Raw genomic sequence first — 22,967 nt, 5'->3', positions numbered from 1 at the left:
CCCCTGATCGCCGCGCGCAGCGCCGAAATCGGCCGCCGCGTCGGCGCCCTCAGCCTTGACGCGGTCGGGCCTCTGCGGGAGTTGGCGCTGGCGCTCGGCCCCGGGGATATCGCGACGAATGTGAACGCGGCCTTTGCCGCCGAGCGGGAGGCGATTCTCCACCGGGTCGCCACGGCTCATCTCGGCATGATGTGGCGCGGCCTGCCCGGCGCCGCCAAGGTGCAGTTCGAGGACCATCTGGCGCGCACGGTGCCCCGCGCGGTCGATCAGGCCATGGCCGAGATTGTCGCCTCCATCGACGATCTGATCGACATCCCCGCGATGCAGGAGCGGTATTTTGGTGCCCGTCCCCGGGAATTGGCGCGCATGGTCGCCCTGGTGGCGACGCCGGGTTTCCGCTCCCTGATGGCGGTCTTGCCGGGCCTTGGCCTGTTGCCCCTGCTGCTGCCTGTCTTCATTCCCGGCGCGCCGTCGATGCTGGCGGGGGCCTTGCTTGGTTATGGCGCCAGCCGTCTCGCCATCGACTGGCTGTTCACGCCGCCGCCCGCGCGCTGGCGCCACCGCCTGCCCGCGCGCTGTTTCACACCCCTGCTGCCGGCAAGGCCGATGATCACCACGCTTTACGTCGACACGGTCGCGGATGAATCCTTCCGCCTCGATGTCGTGATCGACGAACTTGTCGCCGGACGGGGCGCGATCGGCACCCGCGCCATCGTGGAACGCCGGGTGGCCGCCGTCTTCGCCCGCCTGCCCGGGGGTGGCCTGCTCAATCTCGTCATCCCGCGCCGGGCCATGCAGGGCATGATCGAAGCCGCGACCACGGAACTGCTCTCGCTGCTGCAGGTGACCGCGCGCGAGCCCGAACTGGTCGCCCGCTGCGCCGAACGGCTGCGCCTGCGGGTGCGGGACAAGCTCGACGCCCTCGATGAAATGGCCTTCCTCGGTATGCAGCGGAATGTGCTGCGCAGCGAATTGCCGCTGATGCACGCCACCGTCGCCGGGGTGTTTCTGGCGGTCGGCCTCGCCGCCGCGCTGCCGTGAGCGGATAAGCGCGCAAAGCCCCGAAAGCGGGAGGGTTCCGGCTTGGTCGCCATGGCCCCGCCGGGCTAATCATTCACGAGGCGGCGCAGACCGCCCTCAAAAGTGCGGGGGAGACTGATGGATCTGGGCGTGTTCTGGGCCGAGTTGACGAGCAGGCCCGATTTCTGGGGCTTCGTCAGCATTCCGATCGTCGCGGCCGTCGTGACCTGGGTCCATGTCTGGATGGCCATGCAGATGGTCTTCTACCCCGTCCATTTCGTCGGCTTCCTGGATCCCTTCCTCGGCTGGCAGGGCGTCGTGCCGCGCAAGGCGCGCAAGATGTCGAACATCCTCGTCGACAAGACATTGGCCAAGATCGGCACCCTCAGCGACTTCATGCGCAAGATGGAGCCGGAGAAGATCTCGGAACAGGTGGCCAAGGCCGTCGGCGCCCGCATCGAGGATTATGTCGACGACCTGATGTCGGAACAGAGCCCAGTGCTCTGGGCCAATCTGCCCCGCCTGGTGCGCAACCGCGTCTATAACCACGCCCGCGGCCAATTGACCAAGGTCATGGGCGCGATGATGGACGACATCATCGACCACGCCGAAGACCTCGTCGATATCCGCGAGATGATCGGCAATCAGGTCGAGGCCGACCGCAGCCTGGTCGTCCGCATGTTCATGGAGGTCGGCAACAAGGAACTGGCCTTCGTCATCCGCTCCAGCTTCTGGATCGGCCTCGCCTTTGGCGTCCTGCAGATGGTGCTGTTCTATTTCATCCCGGCCCATTGGCTGCTGCCCGCCTATGCCGCCGTCCTCGGTTTCCTGACCAACTGGATCGCGCTTTCCATGGTGTTCCGGCCCCTGAAGCCGGTGCGCATCGGCCCCTGGCGTTTCCAGGGCGTGTTCCTGCGCCGCCAGAACGAGATCGCCGACAAATTCGCCGAACTCGCCGCCAGCGAAATGCTGACCATCGGCCGCATCACCCGCGAGATCCTGGTCGGCCGGCAATCGGGCAAGACCCGGCTGATCATCAAGAAGCACCTCGCGCCGATGCTCGAATCGCCGGTCATCCGCACCACGCTCCAGCTCTCCATGGGGCCGGACGGCTATGCCGGGCTGAAATCCGCCATCGCCGAGAAATCGACCTTCATGGCCCTCGATCCGCTGGAGGACGAAGCCTTCAACAAGGAGCGCGCGAAATTTCTCTCCCGCTTCCTGGCCGAGCGGACGCGCGCGCTGTCCCCCGAGGAATTCCAGGACTTGCTGCGCCCGGCCTTTCAGGAAGACGAATGGATTTTCTTCGTCCTTGGCGCCGTTACCGGCTTCATCGCCGGCTCGCTGCAGCTCGCCCTCGGATTCCAGTAGAGAGCAGCTCGGCCAACACCTTGATTCCCAAAGATTTGGGGGCTCTAAGTCCTTGAGTTGTGACGTCGCTTTGGCCAATGTGGCAACTGTCCGGCTCCGCGAGGGGCGGCACGGTCATCGGGGGCGGAGAGACAATTGGAGCAGGGCGCGTCCACGCGAGCGGGGGCCAGATCGGCGCCGGCGGCAGCGCGTGGTGGATATACCGTTCGGGATCTGCTGATCTTCGCCTTCTACAGTTGGCGGACGATCGTGATCGTCGGCATGATCCCCGTGCTGATCGGTATCGCCGCCTCCCTGACCGCGAAGAAATATTACACGGCCAGCGGCCTTCTCCTCGTGCTCGTCAACCGCGAACACAGCGGATCCGACAGCGTGAGCGACGCCGGCCCCTCGGTCCTCTCGATCGAAGGCCTCAAGCTCGTCCAGTCCGAAGCGGAGATCATCGTCTCGGATGGGGTGCTGGGCGATGTCGTGCGTCAGTTGCGACCCGAGGTGCTCTACCCTGAAATCGCCCGGCGTCGGATGCTGGGCATTCTGCCCGCCGTCGACGAAAGCCAGTGGATCCAGCGCGCCGTCGAGAGACTGCGCGGCGACCTGAAGGCTCAGGTGCGCGAGGAAAGCAGCGTCATCGCCGTCACCTTCCGCCATGTCGACCCGGAGATTTCCGCCGCTGTCGCGGCGTCCGTGATCAAATATTACCAGGAACGGCGACGGAAGGTTTTCGATGTCGTCCGCTCCCCCCTGCTGACCGAGGAAGTGCGGCGTTTCTCCCAGGACCTGCAGGGGCTGGACGCGCAGATCCGGGCGGTGAAGCAGAAATATGGCGTCATCGAGATCGATCAGGACATCATCCTGGCCGTCAACCAGTCGGACGTGCTGTTGCAGCGCATCCGCCAGGCACAGGAGCGCCGCGCCACCGTCATCGAGCAGGTAACGACGGCCCGGGCCAAGCTGGCGGCCGAGCCTTCCCGCCTGTTCGATTATGGCGAGCAGACCAACCAGATCCTGAACGACGAGGATCGCAACCTCCTGACCAAGCTCGAACTCGAGCTGCAGGCGCTGAAGAAACTCTACGCGCCGGATTTCCCGCTTCGGGCCCAGACCGAGCAGCGCATCGCCCTCCTCAGGGAATCGATCCGGGAGAAGAAGAAACCGCAGTACCAGATCGACCGCGAGGTTCGGAACCCGACGCTCGATTTCATGAATTCGCGCCTGTTCGAACTTCAGGTCGAGAGCGATGGCCTGAACGACCAGATCGCCGAACTCGACCGGCTGGCCAAGGAATCGGCGGGGCGGGTCGACGTGCTGCGCGAGGCGCAATTCCTGCTGCACGAGCTGGAGCGGACGCGCAAGGTCATGGAAGATGTCTATCACCAGTACGCGCTGCGCGCCGAAGCGGTGAAGATGGACGAGAAGGCGGCGGCCGAGCAGACCAATAACGTCCGCGTGATCGAACTGCCGGAAATCCCGGTCACGGGCGCGACCATGGCCTGGAGCTTCCTGGCCGCGGGGCTCTTCGGCGGCCTGCTGGCCGGTATCGCCGGCGGCTTCCTCGCCAATCTCAACCGCCAGGTCTATCTGCTGCCCAGCGAGGCGGAGCGTCAGCTCGGCCTCGCCGCGCTGGCCAGCTTCATGCTGGGCGCCCCCCGCCCGCACGACCGCGCTTCCGACGAGGAACTGGGGCACCTGTCGTCCCTGATCCTCGACACGCGGGTGGGCGACCGCGGGTTGGGCAGCCTGCATCTGATGCCGGTCGACAGCGATGCCGTGGACATCGCGCTCGTGCGCGGCCTGCTGACCGAATGCGCGGTGCACCGCGATCTCGAGGTCCTGCTGGTCGACCTCAGCGACAATCAGGCCATGGCCAAATCCCTCGGGCTGCGGGCGAACACCCCGGCGGATGGCGTCACCGCCGAGGTCGGCCACACCGCCCTGCCCGACTTCGACCGGGCGCGGGTCGCGATCGAGCCCCTGTCCAGCGCGGTTTTCGATCCGCGCGTTCCCCTGCACAAGGCGGTGGAGGGTGTCGCGGCCCTGCAGAAGTCGTTCGACCTCGTCATCCTGCTGGCACCACCGCTGGCCCGCAGCCATATCGGGCGGCGCGCGTCCGCCATCGTCGATGCCACCATCCTGTTGCTGAAGGCCGAAAGCAGCCGTGGGCCGGCGGCCGTCTGGACTCGGGACTCGGTGCTGGATGCCGGGGGTGATATCCTCGGCTTCATCATGGCCGGGCGCCGCTTCCATATTCCGTCAAGGGTCTACAAATGGCTGTGAGTCTGGGCCATCCCCATCTGTTCGCGGCCATTCTGGTGGCGGCCGGCCTTCTGTCGGGCTGCACCGGCCAGGAGGTCTATATTCAGGAAGACGTGGTCAAGCCCGACCGTTTCTCGACCTGGGTCGACAGCAAGCCGCAATATCACATCGGGCCGGGCGATATCCTCCAGGTGAAATTCCTGCTGACACCCGAGATGGACGACGAGGTGACGGTCAGTCCCGATGGCCATGTCGGCCTCCGCACCACCGGCCAGATCGAGGCCGCCGGCCTGACCCCCGGCGAATTCGAGAGCAAGATCAAGGTCGCCGCCCGGCGCTTCCTCGCGGCCGATGCCGTGGTCGCGGTGCAGGTGAAGACCTATGCCTCGTCCCGCATCTATGTCGGCGGCAGTATCGCGGCACCCGGCGCCTATCTGGTCACCGGCCCCGTCACCCCGCTCGAGGCGATCATCAATGCCGGTGGTTTCCGCGACGAAGCCCGGCCCGACGAGGTCGTGCTGATCCGCCGCGCGCCCGATGGCAAGCCGATGATGCGCACCATCGACATCCAGAACTTCATCCAGCGCATGGACCCGGCGGATGACGTCATGCTGGTCTCGGGTGATCTTCTGTTCGTGCCGCGCAGCCTTGCCGGCGAAGTCGGCCATTGGGTCGAGCAATATATCGACAACACGCTGCCCTGGGATCCGCAGTTCAACTATTCGATCAACCGCACCTGGCAGACCGAGACCGGTCGCACCTTGCCGCCGCTATGACGACGCAGGACTTTCCCCCGGCCGTGGATTTCCTTGGCCTTTCGATCACCCCGATCGACGTCGAGGCGACGGCGGCGGCGGTCGCCGGGCGCGATCCCGGCGCGCCCCTCGTCTATGTCGTGACGCCCAACGCCCAGCATGTCGTCGCCCTCGACCAGGGCGACCGCAATTTCGCGACGGTCCATGCCCATGCCTGGCTCGTCACCTGCGACAGCCAGATCCTGCGCCTGCTGGGCCGGCTGCTGTTCGGCCTTCACCTGCCGCTGGCGGCGGGCAGCGACCTGACCGCCCTTCTGCTGAAGCGCTACATCAAGCCCGACGACACGGTCGCCATCATCGGCGGCGACGAGAAACTGTTCACCGAGCTGAAGGCGCAATATGGCCTGACGCGCATCGCCCACCATGAACCGCCGATGGGGCTGATCCGGAACCCGGTGGCGATCGAGGCGGCGGCGCGTTTCATCATCGCCAACCCGTCCCGCTATGTCTTCATCGCCTGCGGTTGCCCGCAGTCGGAAATGATCGCGCTGCGCGCCGTCGAACTGGGCGGCGCGGTCGGCGTCGCGCTGTGCATCGGCGGATCGCTGCATTTCGCCACCGGCCTCATTCCCCGGGCACCGGCCTGGATGCGCCGTTTCGCGCTCGAATCCCTGCATCGTCTGATCCTGAACCCGCGCCGCCACGCCAAGCGCGTGTTCCAGCAATCTCTCCCGGTGGTCTGGATCGCGCTGAAGGCCCGGCTCGGCCTGAAGCCCCACGCGCCGGCCCCCCTGCCCCCGGCCGAGAGCGGCAGGTGACGAACGGAAGCGTCCGGGCCGTCCGGCGGCGGGGCCAGATCCTTCGCCCGGTCGGGTTGCCCGCGACACCCTCGACACCAGCCCCGACGCGGACGGGCCTGCCCGTCGAGGAAGAGCACCGCGCGGCGCTGGTTCTCCTGTTCGCGCTCACCTTGCCGATGTTCGGCCAGACGTTCCATTACCTGATCGACGTCATGCCGGCCTATTACCTCTCCAAGGCCTGGCCGGCCCTGACGCTGGCGCTGGTGCCGATCGGCCTGTCGCGGGCCAAGCCGCCCCTGACCCTGCCGTTCCTCGTCATGCTGACCTATGTCCTTGGCGTGACCCCGCTGGTCTCGATGATGCAGCTCGGCAACGGCCTGTTCGACGCCATGGCGACGACGGCCAAATCCTGGCCGCTGACCTATTATTTCTCGCTGCTGGGTCTGCTCATCCTGGCGAAACCGAAGGCATCCCATGTCGAGCGCTCGCTGGTGATCCTGGGGGCGACGACCTTTGGCATGATGGTCTTCCTGTGGATCGTCATGCCGGCCTCGGCCTATCAGGGCAACAACGCCGACAGCAAGCTGTTCATGTTCGAGTTCGAGCGCGGCTATCGCATCTACATGCCCATGTTCTTCGGCAATCTCTTCGTCTTCTGGTGCGCCCGTCAGGCGGTTTCCCGGCCGGGACGGCTGTGGCTGCTGGGCATTGTCGCGGCCTGCGTCATCGCCGAAGTCCTGATCTACAAGCAGCGGACGGCGATCGCCGTCACCCTGCTGCTGGTCGGCTGGTCGCTGTCGACGGCGCTGCCCCGACGCCTGCACAGTCTCGTCATCTTCGGGGGCGCCATGGCGGCGGCGGCGCTGGTCTTCGTGCTGGCGACCGGCATCATCGGCGAAGCGGCCAAGAGCAACCTGGGCGGCTCGCTGACCATCCGGCAGAACTCGCTGGCTCTCGCCACCCAGTTCATGTTCGGCGACCCCATCCGTTTGCTCTTCGGCGTCGGCTCGATCACCCGCTTCAGCGCCGTGACCATGGCCGACGTCTTCGGCGATTCCCAGTTCTTCCTGGCCGATCTCGGCTGGGTCGGGATCATGTTCGAATATGGCCTGCTGGGGGTCCTGCTGATCGCCGGTTGCCTGCTCGGCTGTCTCCATGTCGCCTGGCGCAACGCGGGTGATGGCGATCCGATGGCGCTGGCGCTCCGCGATCTCATCCTCTATGTCTCGATCGCCAGCATCATCTATTCGGTCATGTTCACACCCGGAGAATTCGCGACAGCGGCCGCCCTGTCCGTCTATCTTGCCGGGCGCCGCCAACAGCGGGCATCTCCGCCCCCTCCCTGACAGGTTCCCATCGTGCAGCGTCTGTTTCGCCGCGTCCGCAAACTCCTGTCCCATCCGGGGTTCCAGGCGGCCCCGCTCGCCACCCTGTGGCACGCCCTGACCTGGGTGTTCTGGGTCAGTCTGAAGCACGCCCCGGTCATTCGCCTTTCGGCCGGTGGCGGGCGGCTGCGCCTGCCCGCCGATTACCGTTACACCTCCATCTCCTGCTTTCTGCTGCGGGACTGGGCCGAGACCGAACTTCATTATCTCGACCGCCTGGTCGGGCCGGGCGACGTGGTGTTCGACGTCGGCGCCAATATCGGCATCTACACCCTGCAGGCGGCCCCCCTCGTCGGATCCGGCGGGCTTGTCGTCGCGATCGAGCCCGGACAACTCTCGGCCGGGCGGCTGGCCGCCAATATCGCGCTCAACCCCGGGTTCAGTCAGGTCAGGCTGGTGCGCAAGGCGGCTTCGGACCATATCGGCCGGGCGGTTTTCTACCATGTCCCGCTCGGCGACGATCCCCAGACCTATTCGCTGCTGAACGACGGCAGTAACGCGGAGACGGAAGAGGTCGAACTGACGACCATCGATCAGTTGATGGCCGAACTCGCCCCCGGCCGGCTGGATGTCCTGAAGATCGACGTCGAGGGGGCGGAAGCCCTCGTCATCGCCGGGGCGTCAGACACCATCGCCCGGCACCGGCCGATCATCCTGTTCGAGGTGAACGCCGACCTGCAGAAGCAGCGCGGCGACGACACCGCCAGCGCTTTCCACGCCATCGCGGCCTTCGGCTATCAGTTCTTCATCCGGCAGACGGACGGAAGGCTGAGCCCCCGCGAAAGCGTGCCCGAGGAATGGGGCAATCTGACCGCCGTGCATCCGCAAGGCCGTCAGCCGCGCCGTTGAGAGACGCTCAGGGCAGCACGTCCCCGCAAGCGCCGAGGCCAAGGCCAAGGCAGATGGCCTGCAATTTCCGTCGCCCGTCCGGACTGCCGTCCGAGGTCCGCTGCAGGGCGGCATAGAGCATGGCGCCCGCCCCGGGGTCGTCAACCGTCGCCAGGGTGGACAGCATCGCCTCGATGCGCGGCAAGCTCCAGTCGTCGCCCGGAATGCTGGAGACGACATTGATCCCGATCGTCAGCGGACCTTGCCAGTAATGGCGATAGGCCCTGAAGGCCTGGGCCGGATCGAACTGCGGCCCGGCCTCGTAACTCATGATCGAGAGCAGATCGACCGACGCCGCCTCGGGCGAACGCAGCAGGTCGAGCATCACGCCCGTATAGGGTGAAACCGGCCGGGCGGCGGCGAATTCCCCCTCGCCATAGGCACCAACACTCCAGACCGGGATCGAGAGCATCAGGGGCCGGGGCAGCACCGCCCGCGTCCTGCGGACAAGATCGCGCCAGCTGGCGTCGCTGGCGCAGACGATGCGTCCCGCCTCGGCCGGGGGCCGGCAATCGGGTCGGGGCGGCTCGTAGTCGAGATCGATGCCATCGGCGCCCAGATCGGCGACCAGACGGGCGGCGGCCACCGGGTCATAGGCGGGCCAGCCCTCCTTGTAACCATCGCCGCCGACGCCGAGCAGCACCCGAGTCGCCGGATTGCCGCGCTTCAGGAGGGCGATCGCCTCGCGCAGGATGGTGCCGCCGAACTGATATTCGAGGCCGGTCCCGCCGATGTCGAGAGCGCCGGGATAGACCAGGTCGGGCCGGGCGAAGGACAGCACGACGATATTGGCGTAAGGCGGCATGAAGGCCAGGGTGGTGGCTATGCCCCCGGTCGCCGGTCGCTCCAGCCAGCTTTCATGATAGACGACGAAGGGCCGCGCCTCCCCCGCCCGCGCAGGCGCGGCAAGGCCGAACAGGGCCGCGGCGAGACCCGCCGCCACCCGCAGCCGCATCAGAACACGTCCCTGCCGAACAGGCCGACGATCACGGTCTTGGCCATGATCTTGATGTCCAGCCACAGCGACCAGTTCTCGATATAGGCAATGTCGAATTCGACCGCGCGGCGGGCCTTTTCCACCGTGTGGATGCCGCCCCGGGCGCCATTGATCTGGGCCAGGCCGGTAACGCCCGGCTTCACCCGGCAGCGGAAGGCATATTGGCGCACCGCCTCGAGATAGGTGTTGTTGCCGACCAGCATGTTGGGAACATGGGGGCGCGGCCCCACCACCGACATGTCGCCCCGCAGGACATTGAAGAGCTGCGGCAGCTCGTCAATGCTGCTGCGGCGGAGAAAGGCGCCGACCCTGGTGATGCGCGGATTGTCCTTCGGCGTGCCGCGCGTGCCGTCATCCAGGGGATCGACGGTCATGGTGCGAAACTTGAAGACGTCGAAGGTCTGGTTGTTGAACCCCACCCGGCGCTGACGGAACAGGATGGGACCGGGCGAGGTCAGGCGGATGGCGAGCGCCGCCGCCAGCAGGATGGGCGCGGTCAGGGTCAGGCCGATGAGGGCCACCACCTTGTCCTCGGCCGCCTTCAGGACCCCTTGCGATCCTTTCAGCGGGCGATGCGCCATGCACAGGGAACGCATCCCGGCGATGGTGATGGTCGAGGCGAAGCTGGTCCGCAGGTCGCTGTTCTCGAGCGGGACGAGAAGATCGGCGGCGAAGCCCTGCAGACGCTCCAGCATGCCGTCGATCCTTGTCATGGCGACCCAGGGCAGGGCCAGGATGACGACATCGACACTCGAGGCGCTGACCGCCCGGCGCAGGTCCTCGACCTTGCCGAGAACCGGCACGTCCAGCACCTGTTCGGCCCGGCGGTCCGGCCCGCGATCATCATAGATGCCGACGATCTCATACGTGTGGCGCTGGTCTTCCCGGCGCAGGCTCTCGATGATGTGTTCGGTCTTGTCGGTCACGCCGACGATGGCCACCCGGCGCTTCAGAAGGCCACTGTTGAAAGCCTTGGCCACCAGATATCGGGCGATGAAGCGGTTGATCGACAGGGCCACCACCGCCCAGCCCAGCCAGCGCAGCAATTCCCCGCCCAGCGCGAAGACCTCGGGCCGGTAGATGCCGACGATCGCGCCGGTCAGCGGCAGGGCGATCGCGGTCATCACCGCCGGACGCAGGATGGACGACAGCGGATTGCGGTAACGCTCCACCCGGTAGCTGTTGGAGGCCTCCATCAGCTTGACGAAGAGGGTGAAGAACAGCACGCCGGCGACCGCATATTGCAGCAGGTTGAAATCGAGGCCCGGCCCCCGCCAGGTCACGCCGGTGGCGATGAAGGCGATGGCGATGGCAAACAGATCCCCCAGACGCACGAGGCGATTGATCAGTCCGTGTGTCCAGAAAATCATGAAGGCTCCGGCGATTCCCGATACCCGAGCGGGTATATTCGGCCAGCATGGCGCCGCGGCGACAACAGTCAAGGCGCGTGGCCACCCCGGGCACGCAATGCGGGGCAAGACTGGCGCGGATCGCGAATATCGTGTCTTCTGACAGCATTGTCGCGACTTAACCGAAGGACAGAATTGTGCTGGCACATTTGAAGTCGCTGATCGAATCCCGCTTTCCCCGCCTGTTCGGCCTGCTGGCGGATATCCGCGACAGCCGCGCCCTGAAGGATGGCGAGCCGGAAATGCGGCTGTTGCCGCGCCTCGTCGCCCGCGGCGAGACGGTCTGCGACATCGGCGCCAATCGCGGTCTCTATACCTATTGGCTGCTGCGCCTCGGCACCCGAATCTTCGCTTTCGAGCCCAATCCCCGGCTGGTCCGGGTGATGCAGTTGCGCTTCGGCCGGGCCATCGCCGATGGCCGGCTGACGGTCGACGGCTGCGCCTTGTCGGACACGGTCGGCGAGATCGTGCTGCATGTTCCCGTCGATGCCGCCGCCCTCGGCACGGTCGAGAGCACCGCCTTCGCCAAGCTGGGCGATGCCCCGATGGAAAGTTTCACCGTGCGGAAGCGCCGGCTGGACGATGTGCTGCGGGGCAAGATCGATTTCATGAAGATCGACGTCGAAGGTCACGAGATCGCGGTGATCGACGGCGGCCTTTCCATCATCGGGCGCGACCTGCCCACCCTGCTGATCGAGGCCGAGGAACGGCACCGGCCGGGCGCCGTCGCCTCCCTGCGCCAGCGGCTGGAGCCGCTGGGCTACACCGGCTATTTCCTGGACGGCACGGGCCTTCGCCCGATCGAGGCTTTCGATCCCGCCCTTCACCAGGATGTCGGCGCCCTGAACGAGGCCGGCACCCACCGGCTGGAAGGCCGGATCTACTACAATAATTTCATCTTCGTCGCCCGGGCGCAGGCCAGGGCGAAACTGACCGACCTCATCGTGGCCGACAGGTGACCACCGCCCCGGCAACGGAATTCTGTTTCGCCTGAAGATCGATCTGGCGCAGCTTGTGCCAGACCGGATCGCTCGGCCCCGGGCAGAAGTTCAGCAGCGCGCCGCCGGGCGATCCCCGCCAGTTGTCGGGAATATGGATGGTGACCTCGTAACCGAGCGCGGTCGGCTGCGGGTCCTCGTGCCACCACATGGGCGGCAGGGCCCGGCGCAGGTAGACGCGGATATTCTCGCGCACATCCGGCGGCAGTTCATTGTTGAAGCGCGGCCGCGCCTGACCATCCTCCGCCCGGTCGGCGACCGCCGGGCCGGCGGCCAGGGCCGGCAGGAACATGATCAGCAACAGGGCGGGCAGGCGAGGCATGGCGCCAATCTGTCACGACGGCGGGCGGGGCGCCAGTCGCCGTGGCGCTCGACGCCGGGCGATGCCCTGCCTAGGCTGGGGACAAGGACCGATCCGGCGGAGTAGCCCATGCAGCGCGTGACCATCACCCTCGATCTCGAACTGACGGCCGAACTCGACGCCTTCATGGCCGCCCGCAACTACGAGAACCGCTCGGAAGTGATTCGGGACCTGGTGCGGGCGGGCCTGCGCGAAGCCCATCTGGCCGAGGATGGCGAGCACCCTTGCGTCGCCGCCCTCGTCTATGTCTTCGACCACGAGAAGCGCGATCTGGCCGCCCGCCTGACCCATGCCCATCACGATCATCACGACCTGTCGCTGGCGACGACCCATGTCCATCTCGACGATGCCCATTGCCTGGAGGTCGCCCTGCTGCGCGGCAAGGTGGGCGAGGTTCGCCATTTCGCCGATCATGTGATGGCCGAACGGGGCGTGCAGCACGGCCGCCTGGTGCTGGTCCCGACCGAGGAAGCGGCGGACAGGCCCCCCACCCCTCACCGCCACCTGTGACGCGCTTCATCGCGCCCGCGCCCGTCTTCGCGCCATAAGCGGCGGGTGTTTCCAGAGAAGCCGGGCATGGACATCAGCACCTTCGACCTCGCGGGCCCCTTCTGGGCCGATATCCTGCTGCGCCTGATCGGCGCCTTCTATGTCTTCGCCGGGCTCGTCGCGCTGCGGGCGACGGTGTTCGGCAGCTTTCTCGACCGGGCGCTGGCGCAGATCTCCGGCAAGGCGGAGCCGGGCGCCGACCGCTTCCGGCGGCGCTGGCTGATCGGCGCCGCGATCCTGATCGCCCTCGGCGGCGCTTCCCTCACCCTCCTCTGGCGGGGGGCGCTGGTGCTGTTCATCGTGAATACGCTGGGCCAGGCGCTATATCTCGGCCTCGTCGCGCCCCGCTGGCTCGACCACGACGATCCGCCGGAGCCGTCGGGCCGCCGCGCGACCTGGCGGGCCTTTGCCGTTTACGGCGCGGCGACGCTGGTGGTCGCCTCGGCGGCGGCGAATGGTCGCCTGCGGCCGCTTGGCGAGATCGATCCGGCGCTCATCGTCCTCGTCGTGCTCGGCCTTGCCGGCGCCCTCGGCTTCCAGCTTCGCCACCTCCTCCGCGCGCCGTCGCAAGACCTGTCGGCGGCGGCACCGGAGCCCCCGCCCCCGCATCTGATCCTCACGCCCGGGTGGGACGGCACCGGTCTCGTCGACGCGGCGGACGGGGCCCCTTGGGAATTCTGGTCCATGAACGATCATGTCCCCGAGGCGCTTCAGGCGCGGCTGCGGGACTGGATCAAGCTGTTCATGGCCCATGCCGACGAGGAAGATCCCCGCCGCGCCGCCCTGCGCGACCCGTCCGCCCAGGAGGAGATCACGGCGATGGGCGCCGAACTGCTGGCACAGATCGCGCCCTGCCTGCCGGGCGTCAAACTCGATTTCGCCCCCGTGGCCCGGCCCGGCCTGAACCGCTGGCCCGATGCCTCCAGGGTCAGGATCAGCCCCCGCTGCCTGTCCTGGCCACTGCAGATCCCGGCCCTCGACCCCGACGAGGAAGAACGGGACATCAACCCCGCCGACTTCGGCCTGTCCTACCGTCTGGCCGAGGACCTCGTGGCCTGGAACATGAGCTTCGAGGAAGCGATCCCCGATCTCGAGGCCGGCGCGGAGCCGATCTGGTCGGACGAAGCCCGCGCCGCCTTCATCGCCGAAGGCAACGCCCTGACCACCCGCCTGCGCCGCGAACTCGACGCGACAGGGCGCGGCCATGTCGAGATCGAGACGGTGTTGAGTTGAGGGATCGATGGAACCGGACCGGTAGATGTTCTTATCTATCCGCTTTCGATCGATATGCCGTGACGTGCGAACGGGCGTTGTTACATACTGCCTGAATGCTCCAAGGATACCTCCATGCGCACCACCCGTCTCGGCAAGGTCGGCAACTCGACCGGCATCACGGTCCCCCGTGAGGTCCTGGGGGAGGCAAATATGTCTCGCAGCGACGAGGTTGCCCTGACGGTACGCGACGGCCGGATCGAGATCGCCAAGGCCGAGGATGGCTACAACAAGGCCATGGAGGTCGGCCGTGCTTTTGCCGCCCGCTATCGCCGGACCATGGCAGCGCTGGCGAAGTGAAGGCGCCGGTACTCCCGCCTGCAGAAACCATCATTGATCTGCACGCGGAGTTGCTGGCCGAACACGGCGGGGCACGGGGCGCCCTGGAGGCTTCCCCGGCCCGTCCCCGCCAAATTATGGCCGATGCCGAGGGGACCATTTCGGTCCCGAACTAGCGGCAGCAATCTGTGTCAGTATTCTCCGCAACCACCCCTTCGTCGACGGCAACAAGCGCGCCGGCTTCGTCTCCCTCGGCGTCACCCTGAGCATGAACGGCCTGTATCGCGATGTCAGGGAAAGCGAGGCGACGCGGGTTGTTCTGGGTGTCGCGGCCAGCGAAAAATCGGATGATGGGCTTCAGCGCTGGGTGGCCGCCAACTGCCAGTCCGCTTCAGCCGATCATCGAAATATACCACCCGGGGACTGTTCTAGACCTCCACCGACAATAGAAATTCGAGCGACCACCTATTTTACTTTTTGCCAAGCACCATTATCAATGGCGATTATGTATGATCATCTTTATAGATACGATTTAGCGGATATATTATATCAAATTCTTCGGATTCCAATTTATGGACATCCAAAAGACACGATTCATAAAGATCAATTATATCGCCTATAATTCTCTTTCGTTTTCTCTCACGGATTCTATCAAAATGCCAAATTTCCCCGTACCGAACTTGTTCAAGTGCACCGAATCGAGCTTCATGTATGACCTGGAGGCGCAACCTCAAGGTATACAGCACATCAGCTGGCCACCATTTCACCAAAATAAGAATAACTGTTGGCATTTTCTCATTGAATGTCTTCGATCCATCCGTCATCAATTCTACAGACTTGAGAATGTCAAATAAAATTTGAATGTTGGATGTCCAACCGCTGCACATTCTTCTTGGCCCTCCCGTTTCACGTATTCTCCCATTGGGGAGCCGGCACTATGTTTAACTTAACGATCAAACCACACGAAGCCCGTCGATTTACAGGGGAAGTCGTCCATACGCTCCAGCGAATTCATGAAGGTCACTCAGCTGGCGGCCTTGTGGAGCCCCATACGGACGGCCGTCAATATTGATATAAATATTAATAAATAATTCACTATGTCTCTAAAATACAGACCCATCATTCGATGGGATGACAACATAGATATTATCAATATCGAAATATACTGGCACGCGAAAAAAGTATAACAGCGGATGAATGGAAGAAAATGACCGGCTGGCGCTAGGCATCAGCGGATCAGTCCGGACAAATCGACCTTCGGGATATTTAAATTTTCGGATCACGCCGATGGTCGCGCGGTTCATCAGCAACGCCGAGCGCAGCCATTTGATGCATCCATCATTTTAGGATGTGTGATATGATTTTGCACGATCTGAGATAGTTCAAGGTGCTGACGTGCTCGACATAACTCTCCACTTGGCCATCGTGCTGGCCAGCCTAATAGCCCTTTATTCGCTCATCTCGGCGGCCTATCCGCTCAGGCCCTTCAGGACCCGCTCCCGCGCCGCAATCTGCCTTGTGATCTCGATCGTCTTCGTCGGCGCGACAAGCTTCCTGATCGAACGCCCGCCCGTTCGCACGAACCTGGCAGACCAGGCGTCATTGGCTCCCGCTGATACTGCCGCGAAGGTCACGCCGGGTGCTGAAATTCCTGCACCTTGTGGTGATGGCGGCGCCGCCTTGATGGATATCGTGGCGGTCACCGGAAGCTACGAGGTCCGCATCGAGCCTTCGGCCAGCGCAGCAAAGGTAAAGAACGAGAAAGCCTCAGCCGCCCTGGGCGAGCCCCACTACCACTCCGTCGATAACAGCACCACCGTCCGCCGCCTTTGCACCCAGTCGGAATGGACCAAAGTCAAAATTGTCACGCCCGAGTGGCTGACACATGTCGAGGGCTGGGTGCCCAATCGTCTGCTTCGCACCATCGAGGTTAGCGACGGCGGCGCCCGGATCTATGTCGAGGCCGATTTCATCTGGGACAGCGATACCTCGCGTTACAAGAATGAGATTGTGGCGGTCGTTAACAAGATCGCCCGTGACAACCGGAACTGCTCCAAGATCGACCCATCCTCTGTGGCCAAATCGCCGTCGAAGAGCAAGCCAGGTGCCCCGGTTTTCTTCGTAACCTGCGGCGAGGGGGCGGACGCCTTTAATGTTTGGTTCCATCCAGGCGACGCGGCCACTGGAACTTCCTTCCAGGCCAAGGCGCCGATTGACCAGGCTGCGGCGACGCTCGCTTGCGAAGCGGCCGCGCGCGCGGCCGCCACTAACCCCGCGACCGTCGATTTTTCTGTGCTCTGGGATCTGGCCTATATCCCTTATGCCTCCGGCCGTGCCCAAATCCTTTCGAGCTTCACGGCCATGAACGCCTTTAACCTAAAGCAAAAATTCCGAATTCGCTGCCTGTTCGACGCCACCGACCTAATCGAGACTACGATCACGCCTTCCGCTAGATAACCTGTCCGCCGGTAGCCGTTGTGGCGCTGCACGACGTTCTAAGCGCCTAATCGCGGTGCAAAGTTAACAGAGCCTCAACCGCCAGCAGTTACCATTGCGGTATGGGACATCGAAGGTCTGAATTCATTTATAGGGACACTATAACGAATTCAACAGATCCATCCCCGCCTCTGCCTCGCAGCAGCAACGATCTCCAAAGTCCAGCAATGTCACGATTGTCACTCAGCCGGTGGCCTTGTGGCGTCCCCTACGGGATTCGAACCCGTGTCGCCGCCGTGAAAGGGCGGTGTCCTAGGCCTCTAGACGAAGGGGACGCAAGAGGCTTCGCATCAGCGAGGCGCCTCAAGTACATATTCCACGCGCGGCGGTCAACACAAAAAAGCGGAAGGGCTCAAAGCCCGCGGTTTGCGTCCCATAGCGTGAATTCGTGGGCGATGAAGCGCTCCATCATGTCGCGGTAGATCGCCTCGATCAGGTCGGCGGTCGCGCCGTGATTCTGGGCGAGGATGCGGACCTTGGCCACCACATCCTCGACCCGGGCTTCGTCGCGGACGATGTCGCGGCTTTCCTTGATGCGGCCGGCGTCGGCGATGCGCTGTTCCCGCTCGGCCAGCAGGCGCACGATTTCGCGGTCGAGGCGGTCGACCTCGGCGCGGACTTCTTCCATGGTGTTGCAGCGAGTCATGATCCCATCCTAGCCGCGCCCGGCCGGCGCCGCATCCTCGATGAAGAGGCGGATGCGCTCCCGCCCCTGCCAGGTCTCGGCCCGGACATGGCCGGCGACATGGAGCGCCTCGCCCGTCCTGAAGGCGGCGTCGAGGGCATCGACCACCGCGCCGTCGCCCGAGCGGAAGGCGACCGCGTCGGCCGAGCGGCCGCCGGCATCCGACAGGCGGAGGCGGAGGTGCCCCTTGCCCATGACCGCGGCATGGGCGACGCGGACCGAGGGCACGGCGAAACGCGGCTCCGGATTGCCCTGGCCGAAGGGCGCGACCTGAGCGAGGCGGCGGACGAGATCGGCATTGATGCCGACGATGCCGATGGCGGCATCGAGCTTCAACCCGTCGGCCGCCAGCGCCTTTTCCACCGCGCCATCCATGCGCCCGGCCCAGAAATGTTCGAGTTCTTCCAGCCGGGCGATATCGATCGTGATGCCGGCGGCCATGGCATGGCCCCCGCCCTCCTCGACGAGGCCGACGGCGCGGGCGGCGGAGACGGCGGCGCCGAGGTCGATGCCCGGGATCGAGCGGCCCGAGCCCTTGGCCTTGCCGTTCTCGAGAATGGACAGGACGAAGGTCGGGCGGTGATAACGCTCCTTCAGGCGGCTGGCGACGATGCCGATGACGCCGGGATGCCAGCCGGCGCCCGCCGCCATCACCAGCGGCCCGGGGCCATTGGCGCGGGCAAGGCGGGCTTCCACGGTCTCGATCGCGGCGGCCTCCACCTCCTTCTCGATCTGCTGGCGCTCGCGGTTCAGGGCATCGAGCCTTTCGGCGATGCTGGCGGCGAGTTCCGGATCATCGGTCGCGAGCAGCCGGGCGCCGAGATCGGCCTGGCCGACCCGGCCGCCCGCATTCACCCGGGGGCCGAGCAGATAGCCGCAATGATAGGCGGTGGGCGCCGTGTCGATACGGGCGACATCCATCAGGGCGGCGAGGCCCGTGTTGCGCCGGCCCGCCATCACCTTCAGTCCTTGCGTGACGAAGGTGCGGTTCAGCCCCTTCAGCGGCACCACGTCGGCGACCGTGCCCAACGCGACGAGATCGAGGAGGCCCATGAGGTCCGGCGCGGGTCGCGCCTCCCGCTCGAAGAAACCGCGACGGCGGAGCGCTCGATTGAGCCCAACCACCAGCATGAAGGTGACACCGACGGCGGCGAGCTGGCCGAGGCCGGACGAATCGTCCAGCCGGTTGGGGTTGACCAGCGCCCGCACCTCGGGCAGCAGCGGCTCGGCCTGGTGATGATCGGCGACGATCACCTCGAGCCCGGCGGCCTTCGCCGCGGCGAAGGGCTGGAAGGCCAGCGTGCCGCAATCGACCGTGACCACCAGTTTCACGCCCTGCCGCGCCAGCATTTCGAGCGCTTGCGTGTTGGGGCCATAGCCTTCCTTCTGCCGGTCGGGGACATAGAGGAAGAGCGAGCGGCCGATGGCCGTGAAATAGCGCATCAGCACGGCGGAGGACGTCGCGCCGTCGACATCGTAATCGCCGAAGACCGCGACCGGGATATCCGCCTCGATCGCCTCGGCCAGACGCTCCGCCGCCTTTTCGAGGTCGAGAACCACGGCAGGGTCCGGCATGTCGGTCTTCAGCACGGGATCGAGGAAACGGTCGACATTGTCCAGATCGACGCCCCGCCCGATCAAAACCCGGCAGGTGACGGGATCGAGCCCGGTCGCCTGGGCCAGGCCAAGGGCCGCCCGATCGTCGGGCACACGGAAGCGCCAGGGCCGCCCGGCGAAGGATGTGGCGACGCCGAGGGCGAATTCGGCTTGAGCCGGAGCGGAAGAATCAGCAACCATGGACACATCTTAAGGCCGGCGACGCCCGGCCGCCCCCCGATTCATGCCGCCCATGGTATGCGGGGATGCAGGCAAGCACAAAATCTTGCCCCGGACGAAATTCTCCCTCTTCCGACTCATGTCCCCGGGGCCTAGAGTTTGTGTCCAACCACGGCTCGCCACCTACCTATGGGGTCTGGCCAGAACAACAGTGGATGGGGCGACGGGCCAGACGGACCGTCCGAGGGCGCAAAATCAAGTTTCGGGGACCACGAAAAATGCGGATCGAGCGGCGATTCACGACCGAAGGCAATTCTCCCTATGCCGGGATCGAGTTTACCAGGGTGTCGAGCGAGATCCGCAATCCCGACGGCTCGGTGGTGTTCCAGCTCGCCGCGATGGAAGTGCCGGCGGACTGGAGCCAGGTCGCGACCGACATTCTCGCGCAGAAGTATTTCCGCAAGGCCGGCATCCCCGCCCGCCTGAAGAAGGTGAAGGAAAAGGGCGTCCCCGCCTGGCTGTGGCGTTCCATCCCCGACGACAAGGCGCTCTCCGCCCTGCCCGAGGCCGAGCGTTTCGGCGACGAGCGCACGGCGACCCAGGTCTTCGACCGCCTGGCCGGCACCTGGACCTATTGGGGCTGGAAGTCGGGCATGTTCGACGCCGAGGCCGACGCCCTCGCCTTCCGCGACGAACTCGCCTTCATGCTGGCGGCCCAGATGTGCGCGCCCAATTCGCCGCAATGGTTCAACACTGGCCTGCACTGGGCTTACGGCATCGATGGTCCGGCCCAGGGCCATTATTATGTCGACGAGAAGAGCGGTGAAGTCACCCGCTCCACCTCGGCTTACGAGCGGCCGCAGCCCCATGCCTGCTTCATCCAGGGCATCGAGGACGATCTGGTCAACGACGGCGGCATCATGGACCTGTGGATCCGCGAAGCCCGCCTGTTCAAATACGGCTCGGGCACCGGCACCAATTTCTCCAAGCTGCGTTCGTCCAATGAACGCCTCGGCGGCGGCGGCAAGTCGTCGGGCCTGATGTCCTTCCTGAAGATCGGCGACCGGGCGGCGGGCGCGATCAAGTCGGGCGGCACCACCCGCCGCGCGGCCAAGATGGTCGTGGTCGACATCGATCACCCGGACGTCGAGGAATTCATCGACTGGAAGGTGATCGAGGAACAGAAGGTGGCGGCCCTGGTCGCCGGCTCCAAGCTGGCCGAAATCCATATGAACGCCATCCTCGCGGCCTGCCATACCGATGTCGTCGGCGGCGAAGCCCGTTTCGACGTGAAGCAGAACGAAGGCCTGAAGACGGCGATCAAGGCCGCGCGCAAGTCGCTGATCCCCGATAATTACATCCAGCGCGCCATCCAGTTCGCGAAACAGGGCTACCGCGACCTCGAATTCCGCGTCTATGACACCGATTGGGATTCGGACGCCTATCTCACGGTCTCGGGCCAGAATTCCAACAATTCGGTCCGCGTCACCGACGAATTCCTGAACGCCGTCCTCGCCGACCGCGACTGGAACCTGACCTATCGCACCACCGGCAAGGTGGCGAAGACGGTGAAGGCCGCCGAGCTGTGGGAGAAGGTCGGCCTCGCCGCCTGGCAGTGCGCCGATCCGGGCATCCAGTATCACACCACCATCAACGACTGGCACACCTGCAGCAACTCGGGGCCGATCCGGGCGTCCAACCCCTGCTCGGAATATATGTTCCTCGACGATACCGCCTGCAATCTCGCGTCGCTGAACCTGCTGACCTTCCGGCGCGACGATGGCAGCTTCGACGTCGAGGCCTTCGAGCATTCGGTGCGGCTGTGGACTCTCGTCCTCGAAATCTCGGTGACGATGGCGCAGTTCCCCTCGCCCAAGATCGCCGAACTGTCCTATCGCTACCGGACGCTCGGCCTCGGCTTCGCCAATATCGGCGGCTATCTGATGGCCTCGGGCCTGTCCTATGACTCGGACGAAGGCCGCGCGATCTGCGGCGCCATCTCGGCCGTGATGACCGGCGTCGCCTATGCCACCTCGGCCGAAATGGCCAGGGAGCTGGGCGCCTTCCCGGGCTTCGCCGACAACCGCGCGCCCATGCTGCGGGTCGTCCGCAACCACCGCCGCGCCGCCCATGGCCTCGCCACGGGTTACGAGGGGCTGAACACCCTGCCGGTCGCCCTCGACCATGCCAATGTCCGCGAGGGCGACCTGTCGGCCGCGGCGAAGCGGGCCTGGGATCTCGCGCTCGAACTCGGCGAGAAGCACGGTTACCGCAACGCGCAGGCGACGGTGATCGCGCCGACGGGCACCATCGGCCTCGTCATGGATTGCGACACCACGGGTATCGAGCCCGATTTCGCCCTCGTGAAGTTCAAGAAGCTGGCCGGCGGCGGCTACTTCAAGATCATCAACCGCATCGTCCCGGTCGGCCTCGCCACCCTCGGCTATGGCGAGAAGGAGATCGCGGATATCATCGACTACGCGGTCGGCCATGGCACGCTCGACGGCTCGCCGGCGATCTCCCATGCCGCGCTGAAGGCCAAGGGTTTCGGCCCGGCGCAGATCGAGGCGATCGAGAAGAACCTCGCTTCCGCCTTCGACGTGAAATTCGCCTTCAACAAATGGGCGCTGGGCGAAGACTTCTGCGTGAACACGCTGAAGCTCCCGGCCGAGAAGCTGGATGATCCGGGCTTCGATTTCCTCGCCGCCCTCGGCTTCTCCAAAGCCGACATCGACATCGCCAATGTCTATGTCTGCGGCGCCATGACCCTCGAGGGCGCGCCGCATATCCGCGACGAGCATATGCCGGTCTTCGATTGCGCCAACCCCTGCGGCCGCATCGGCAAGCGCTTCCTCTCGGTCGACAGCCACATCCGCATGATGGCGGCGGCGCAGCCCTTCATCTCGGGCGCGATCTCCAAGACCATCAACATGCCGTCCTCGGCCACGGTCGAGGAATGCAAGGAAGCCTATCTGCTGTCCTGGCGCCTCGCGCTGAAGGCCAACGCGCTCTATCGCGACGGCTCGAAACTGTCCCAGCCGCTCGCCAGCCAGATCCTCGAAGAGGTGAACGACGAAGTCGGCGAGGACGCCAACCCGATGGTGAAGGGCCAGGTCATCGCCGAGCGCATCGTCGAGCGGATCGTCGAGAAGGTGGTGCCGGCCGACGGCGTGCGCCACCGCCTGCCCCATCGCCGCAAGGGTTACACCCAGAAGGCCAATGTCGGCGGCCACAAGGTGTACCTGCGCACCGGCGAATATGACGACGGCAAGCTGGGCGAAGTCTTCATCGACATGCACAAGGAAGGCGCCGCCTTCCGCAGCCTGATGAACAATTTCGCCATCGCGGTCTCGATCGGCCTGCAGTACGGCGTGCCGCTCGAGGAATTCGTCGACGCCTTCACCTTCACCCGCTTCGAGCCGGCGGGCATGGTCGAAGGCAACGAGGTCATCAAGATGGCCACGTCCATCCTCGACTATGTCTTCCGCGAGCTGGCCGTGTCCTACCTCGCCCGCAACGATCTCGCCCATGTCGAGCCGGCGGACCTGCGCTTCGACGCCATGGGCGACGGCGCGGACGAAGCCGCCCTCGACGGCGCCCCGCAGCGCCGCGAGGCGACCGACGCCAAGGCCGCCGCCTACAAGGCCGCGACCAACGCCCCGGTCTCGAACGG

At 65.3% G+C, this 22,967-nt stretch carries 19 protein-coding genes and 1 tRNA gene; 14 read left to right on the top strand and 6 right to left on the bottom strand.

All coding sequences use genetic code 11. The features are described from left to right. The 7 genes from WAZ62_RS11750 to WAZ62_RS11720 all read left to right on the top strand — a co-directional run. Nucleotides 1-1,041: hypothetical protein (locus tag WAZ62_RS11750; protein WP_422643706.1), on the top strand; the 1,041-nt coding region annotated here is incomplete at its 5' end. Between the two features lie 117 nt (nt 1,042-1,158). Continuing rightward, nucleotides 1,159-2,391: a hypothetical protein gene (locus WAZ62_RS11745; RefSeq protein ID WP_422643705.1), complete on the top strand. Its 1,233-nt coding sequence runs from the start codon at nt 1,159-1,161 to the stop codon at nt 2,389-2,391. A 135-nt stretch (nt 2,392-2,526) separates the two neighbouring features. Further along, nucleotides 2,527-4,665, top strand: a complete 2,139-nt coding sequence (locus tag WAZ62_RS11740; RefSeq protein ID WP_422643704.1) for a GumC family protein — start codon at nt 2,527-2,529, stop codon at nt 4,663-4,665. Then, nucleotides 4,656-5,420: a polysaccharide biosynthesis/export family protein gene (locus WAZ62_RS11735; protein WP_422643703.1), complete on the top strand. Its 765-nt coding sequence runs from the start codon at nt 4,656-4,658 to the stop codon at nt 5,418-5,420. Before WAZ62_RS11740 ends, WAZ62_RS11735 begins: the two co-directional genes overlap by 10 nt. Before the next feature lie 23 nt (nt 5,421-5,443). Then, the gene (locus tag WAZ62_RS11730; RefSeq protein WP_422643702.1) at nt 5,444-6,217 is read left to right on the top strand and encodes a WecB/TagA/CpsF family glycosyltransferase; all 774 of its coding nucleotides are present in this window, start codon (nt 5,444-5,446) and stop codon (nt 6,215-6,217) included. Beyond that, a complete protein-coding gene (locus WAZ62_RS11725; protein ID WP_422643701.1) occupies nt 6,214-7,545 on the top strand; it encodes a hypothetical protein in 1,332 nt (443 codons plus the stop codon). Before WAZ62_RS11730 ends, WAZ62_RS11725 begins: the two co-directional genes overlap by 4 nt. Before the next feature lie 12 nt (nt 7,546-7,557). Next, nucleotides 7,558-8,433, top strand: a complete 876-nt coding sequence (locus tag WAZ62_RS11720) for an FkbM family methyltransferase (RefSeq protein ID WP_422643700.1) — start codon at nt 7,558-7,560, stop codon at nt 8,431-8,433. A gap of 7 nt (nt 8,434-8,440) precedes the next feature. Here the strand turns inward: WAZ62_RS11720 and WAZ62_RS11715 are convergent, their stop codons facing one another. Beyond that, nucleotides 8,441-9,427, bottom strand: a complete 987-nt coding sequence (locus tag WAZ62_RS11715; protein WP_422643699.1) for a hypothetical protein — start codon at nt 9,425-9,427, stop codon at nt 8,441-8,443. Then, on the bottom strand, nt 9,427-10,839 hold the full coding sequence (locus WAZ62_RS11710) for an undecaprenyl-phosphate glucose phosphotransferase (protein ID WP_422643698.1): 1,413 nt from the start codon (nt 10,837-10,839) through the stop codon (nt 9,427-9,429). Before WAZ62_RS11710 ends, WAZ62_RS11715 begins: the two co-directional genes overlap by 1 nt. Before the next feature lie 176 nt (nt 10,840-11,015). Here WAZ62_RS11710 and WAZ62_RS11705 point away from each other — a divergent pair, with 176 nt between their 5' ends. Continuing rightward, nucleotides 11,016-11,837 carry an FkbM family methyltransferase gene (locus tag WAZ62_RS11705; protein WP_422643697.1) on the top strand — a complete coding sequence of 274 codons (822 nt, stop codon included), beginning with the start codon at nt 11,016-11,018 and terminating at the stop codon, nt 11,835-11,837. On the opposite strand, the gene WAZ62_RS11700 is transcribed toward WAZ62_RS11705, so the two are convergent. Next, nucleotides 11,818-12,198 carry a hypothetical protein gene (locus tag WAZ62_RS11700; protein WP_422643696.1) on the bottom strand — a complete coding sequence of 127 codons (381 nt, stop codon included), beginning with the start codon at nt 12,196-12,198 and terminating at the stop codon, nt 11,818-11,820. The genes WAZ62_RS11705 and WAZ62_RS11700 overlap by 20 nt on opposite strands. 108 nt (nt 12,199-12,306) lie before the next feature. On the opposite strand from WAZ62_RS11700, the gene nikR reads away from it, so the two are divergent. From nikR to WAZ62_RS11675, 5 genes are all read left to right on the top strand, one after another. Further along, nucleotides 12,307-12,747, top strand: a complete 441-nt coding sequence (nikR, locus tag WAZ62_RS11695; RefSeq protein ID WP_422643695.1) for a nickel-responsive transcriptional regulator NikR — start codon at nt 12,307-12,309, stop codon at nt 12,745-12,747. A 66-nt stretch (nt 12,748-12,813) separates the two neighbouring features. Continuing rightward, nucleotides 12,814-14,019, top strand: a complete 1,206-nt coding sequence (locus tag WAZ62_RS11690; RefSeq protein ID WP_422643694.1) for a hypothetical protein — start codon at nt 12,814-12,816, stop codon at nt 14,017-14,019. Nucleotides 14,020-14,133: 114 nt separating this feature from the next. Further along, the gene (locus WAZ62_RS11685) at nt 14,134-14,358 is read left to right on the top strand and encodes an AbrB/MazE/SpoVT family DNA-binding domain-containing protein (protein WP_422643693.1); all 225 of its coding nucleotides are present in this window, start codon (nt 14,134-14,136) and stop codon (nt 14,356-14,358) included. A gap of 163 nt (nt 14,359-14,521) precedes the next feature. After that, complete coding sequence (locus WAZ62_RS11680; RefSeq protein ID WP_422643707.1) at nt 14,522-14,959, top strand: hypothetical protein; 438 nt, start codon at nt 14,522-14,524, stop codon at nt 14,957-14,959. 794 nt (nt 14,960-15,753) lie between these two features. After that, the gene (locus WAZ62_RS11675; protein ID WP_422643692.1) at nt 15,754-16,794 is read left to right on the top strand and encodes a hypothetical protein; all 1,041 of its coding nucleotides are present in this window, start codon (nt 15,754-15,756) and stop codon (nt 16,792-16,794) included. Between the two features lie 238 nt (nt 16,795-17,032). Here the strand turns inward: WAZ62_RS11675 and WAZ62_RS11670 are convergent. From WAZ62_RS11670 to recJ, 3 genes are all read right to left on the bottom strand, one after another. Continuing rightward, nucleotides 17,033-17,108: transfer RNA gene (locus WAZ62_RS11670), tRNA-Glu, on the bottom strand. 77 nt (nt 17,109-17,185) lie between these two features. Beyond that, entirely contained in the window at nt 17,186-17,479 is a 294-nt protein-coding gene (locus WAZ62_RS11665; protein WP_422643691.1) for a chorismate mutase, read from the bottom strand. 9 nt (nt 17,480-17,488) lie between these two features. Then, a complete protein-coding gene (gene recJ / locus WAZ62_RS11660) occupies nt 17,489-19,315 on the bottom strand; it encodes a single-stranded-DNA-specific exonuclease RecJ (protein WP_422643690.1) in 1,827 nt (608 codons plus the stop codon). A 257-nt stretch (nt 19,316-19,572) separates the two neighbouring features. Between recJ and WAZ62_RS11655 the strand changes: the two genes are divergently transcribed. Next, a partial coding sequence (locus WAZ62_RS11655; RefSeq protein ID WP_422643689.1) for a vitamin B12-dependent ribonucleotide reductase occupies nt 19,573-22,967 on the top strand: 3,395 nt, incomplete at its 3' end.

Source organism: Zavarzinia sp. (assembly GCF_049306435.1).
GTDB lineage: Bacteria > Pseudomonadota > Alphaproteobacteria > Zavarziniales > Zavarziniaceae > Zavarzinia.
This window is presented reverse-complemented; position numbering and strand designations above follow the sequence as displayed.

Excerpts from the sequence above, each read along its gene's own strand:
- WAZ62_RS11685 (WP_422643693.1), top strand. The coding sequence starts at position 14,134 with ATGCGCACCACCCGTCTCGGCAAGGTCGGCAACTCGACCGGCATCACG.
- WAZ62_RS11710 (WP_422643698.1), bottom strand. The coding sequence starts at position 10,839 with ATGATTTTCTGGACACACGGACTGATCAATCGCCTCGTGCGTCTGGGG.
- WAZ62_RS11735 (WP_422643703.1), top strand. The coding sequence starts at position 4,656 with ATGGCTGTGAGTCTGGGCCATCCCCATCTGTTCGCGGCCATTCTGGTG.
- WAZ62_RS11665 (WP_422643691.1), bottom strand. The coding sequence starts at position 17,479 with ATGACTCGCTGCAACACCATGGAAGAAGTCCGCGCCGAGGTCGACCGC.
- recJ (WP_422643690.1), bottom strand. The coding sequence starts at position 19,315 with ATGGTTGCTGATTCTTCCGCTCCGGCTCAAGCCGAATTCGCCCTCGGC.
- nikR (WP_422643695.1), top strand. The coding sequence starts at position 12,307 with ATGCAGCGCGTGACCATCACCCTCGATCTCGAACTGACGGCCGAACTC.
- WAZ62_RS11745 (WP_422643705.1), top strand. The coding sequence starts at position 1,159 with ATGGATCTGGGCGTGTTCTGGGCCGAGTTGACGAGCAGGCCCGATTTC.
- WAZ62_RS11715 (WP_422643699.1), bottom strand. The coding sequence starts at position 9,427 with ATGCGGCTGCGGGTGGCGGCGGGTCTCGCCGCGGCCCTGTTCGGCCTT.
- WAZ62_RS11700 (WP_422643696.1), bottom strand. The coding sequence starts at position 12,198 with ATGCCTCGCCTGCCCGCCCTGTTGCTGATCATGTTCCTGCCGGCCCTG.
- WAZ62_RS11690 (WP_422643694.1), top strand. The coding sequence starts at position 12,814 with ATGGACATCAGCACCTTCGACCTCGCGGGCCCCTTCTGGGCCGATATC.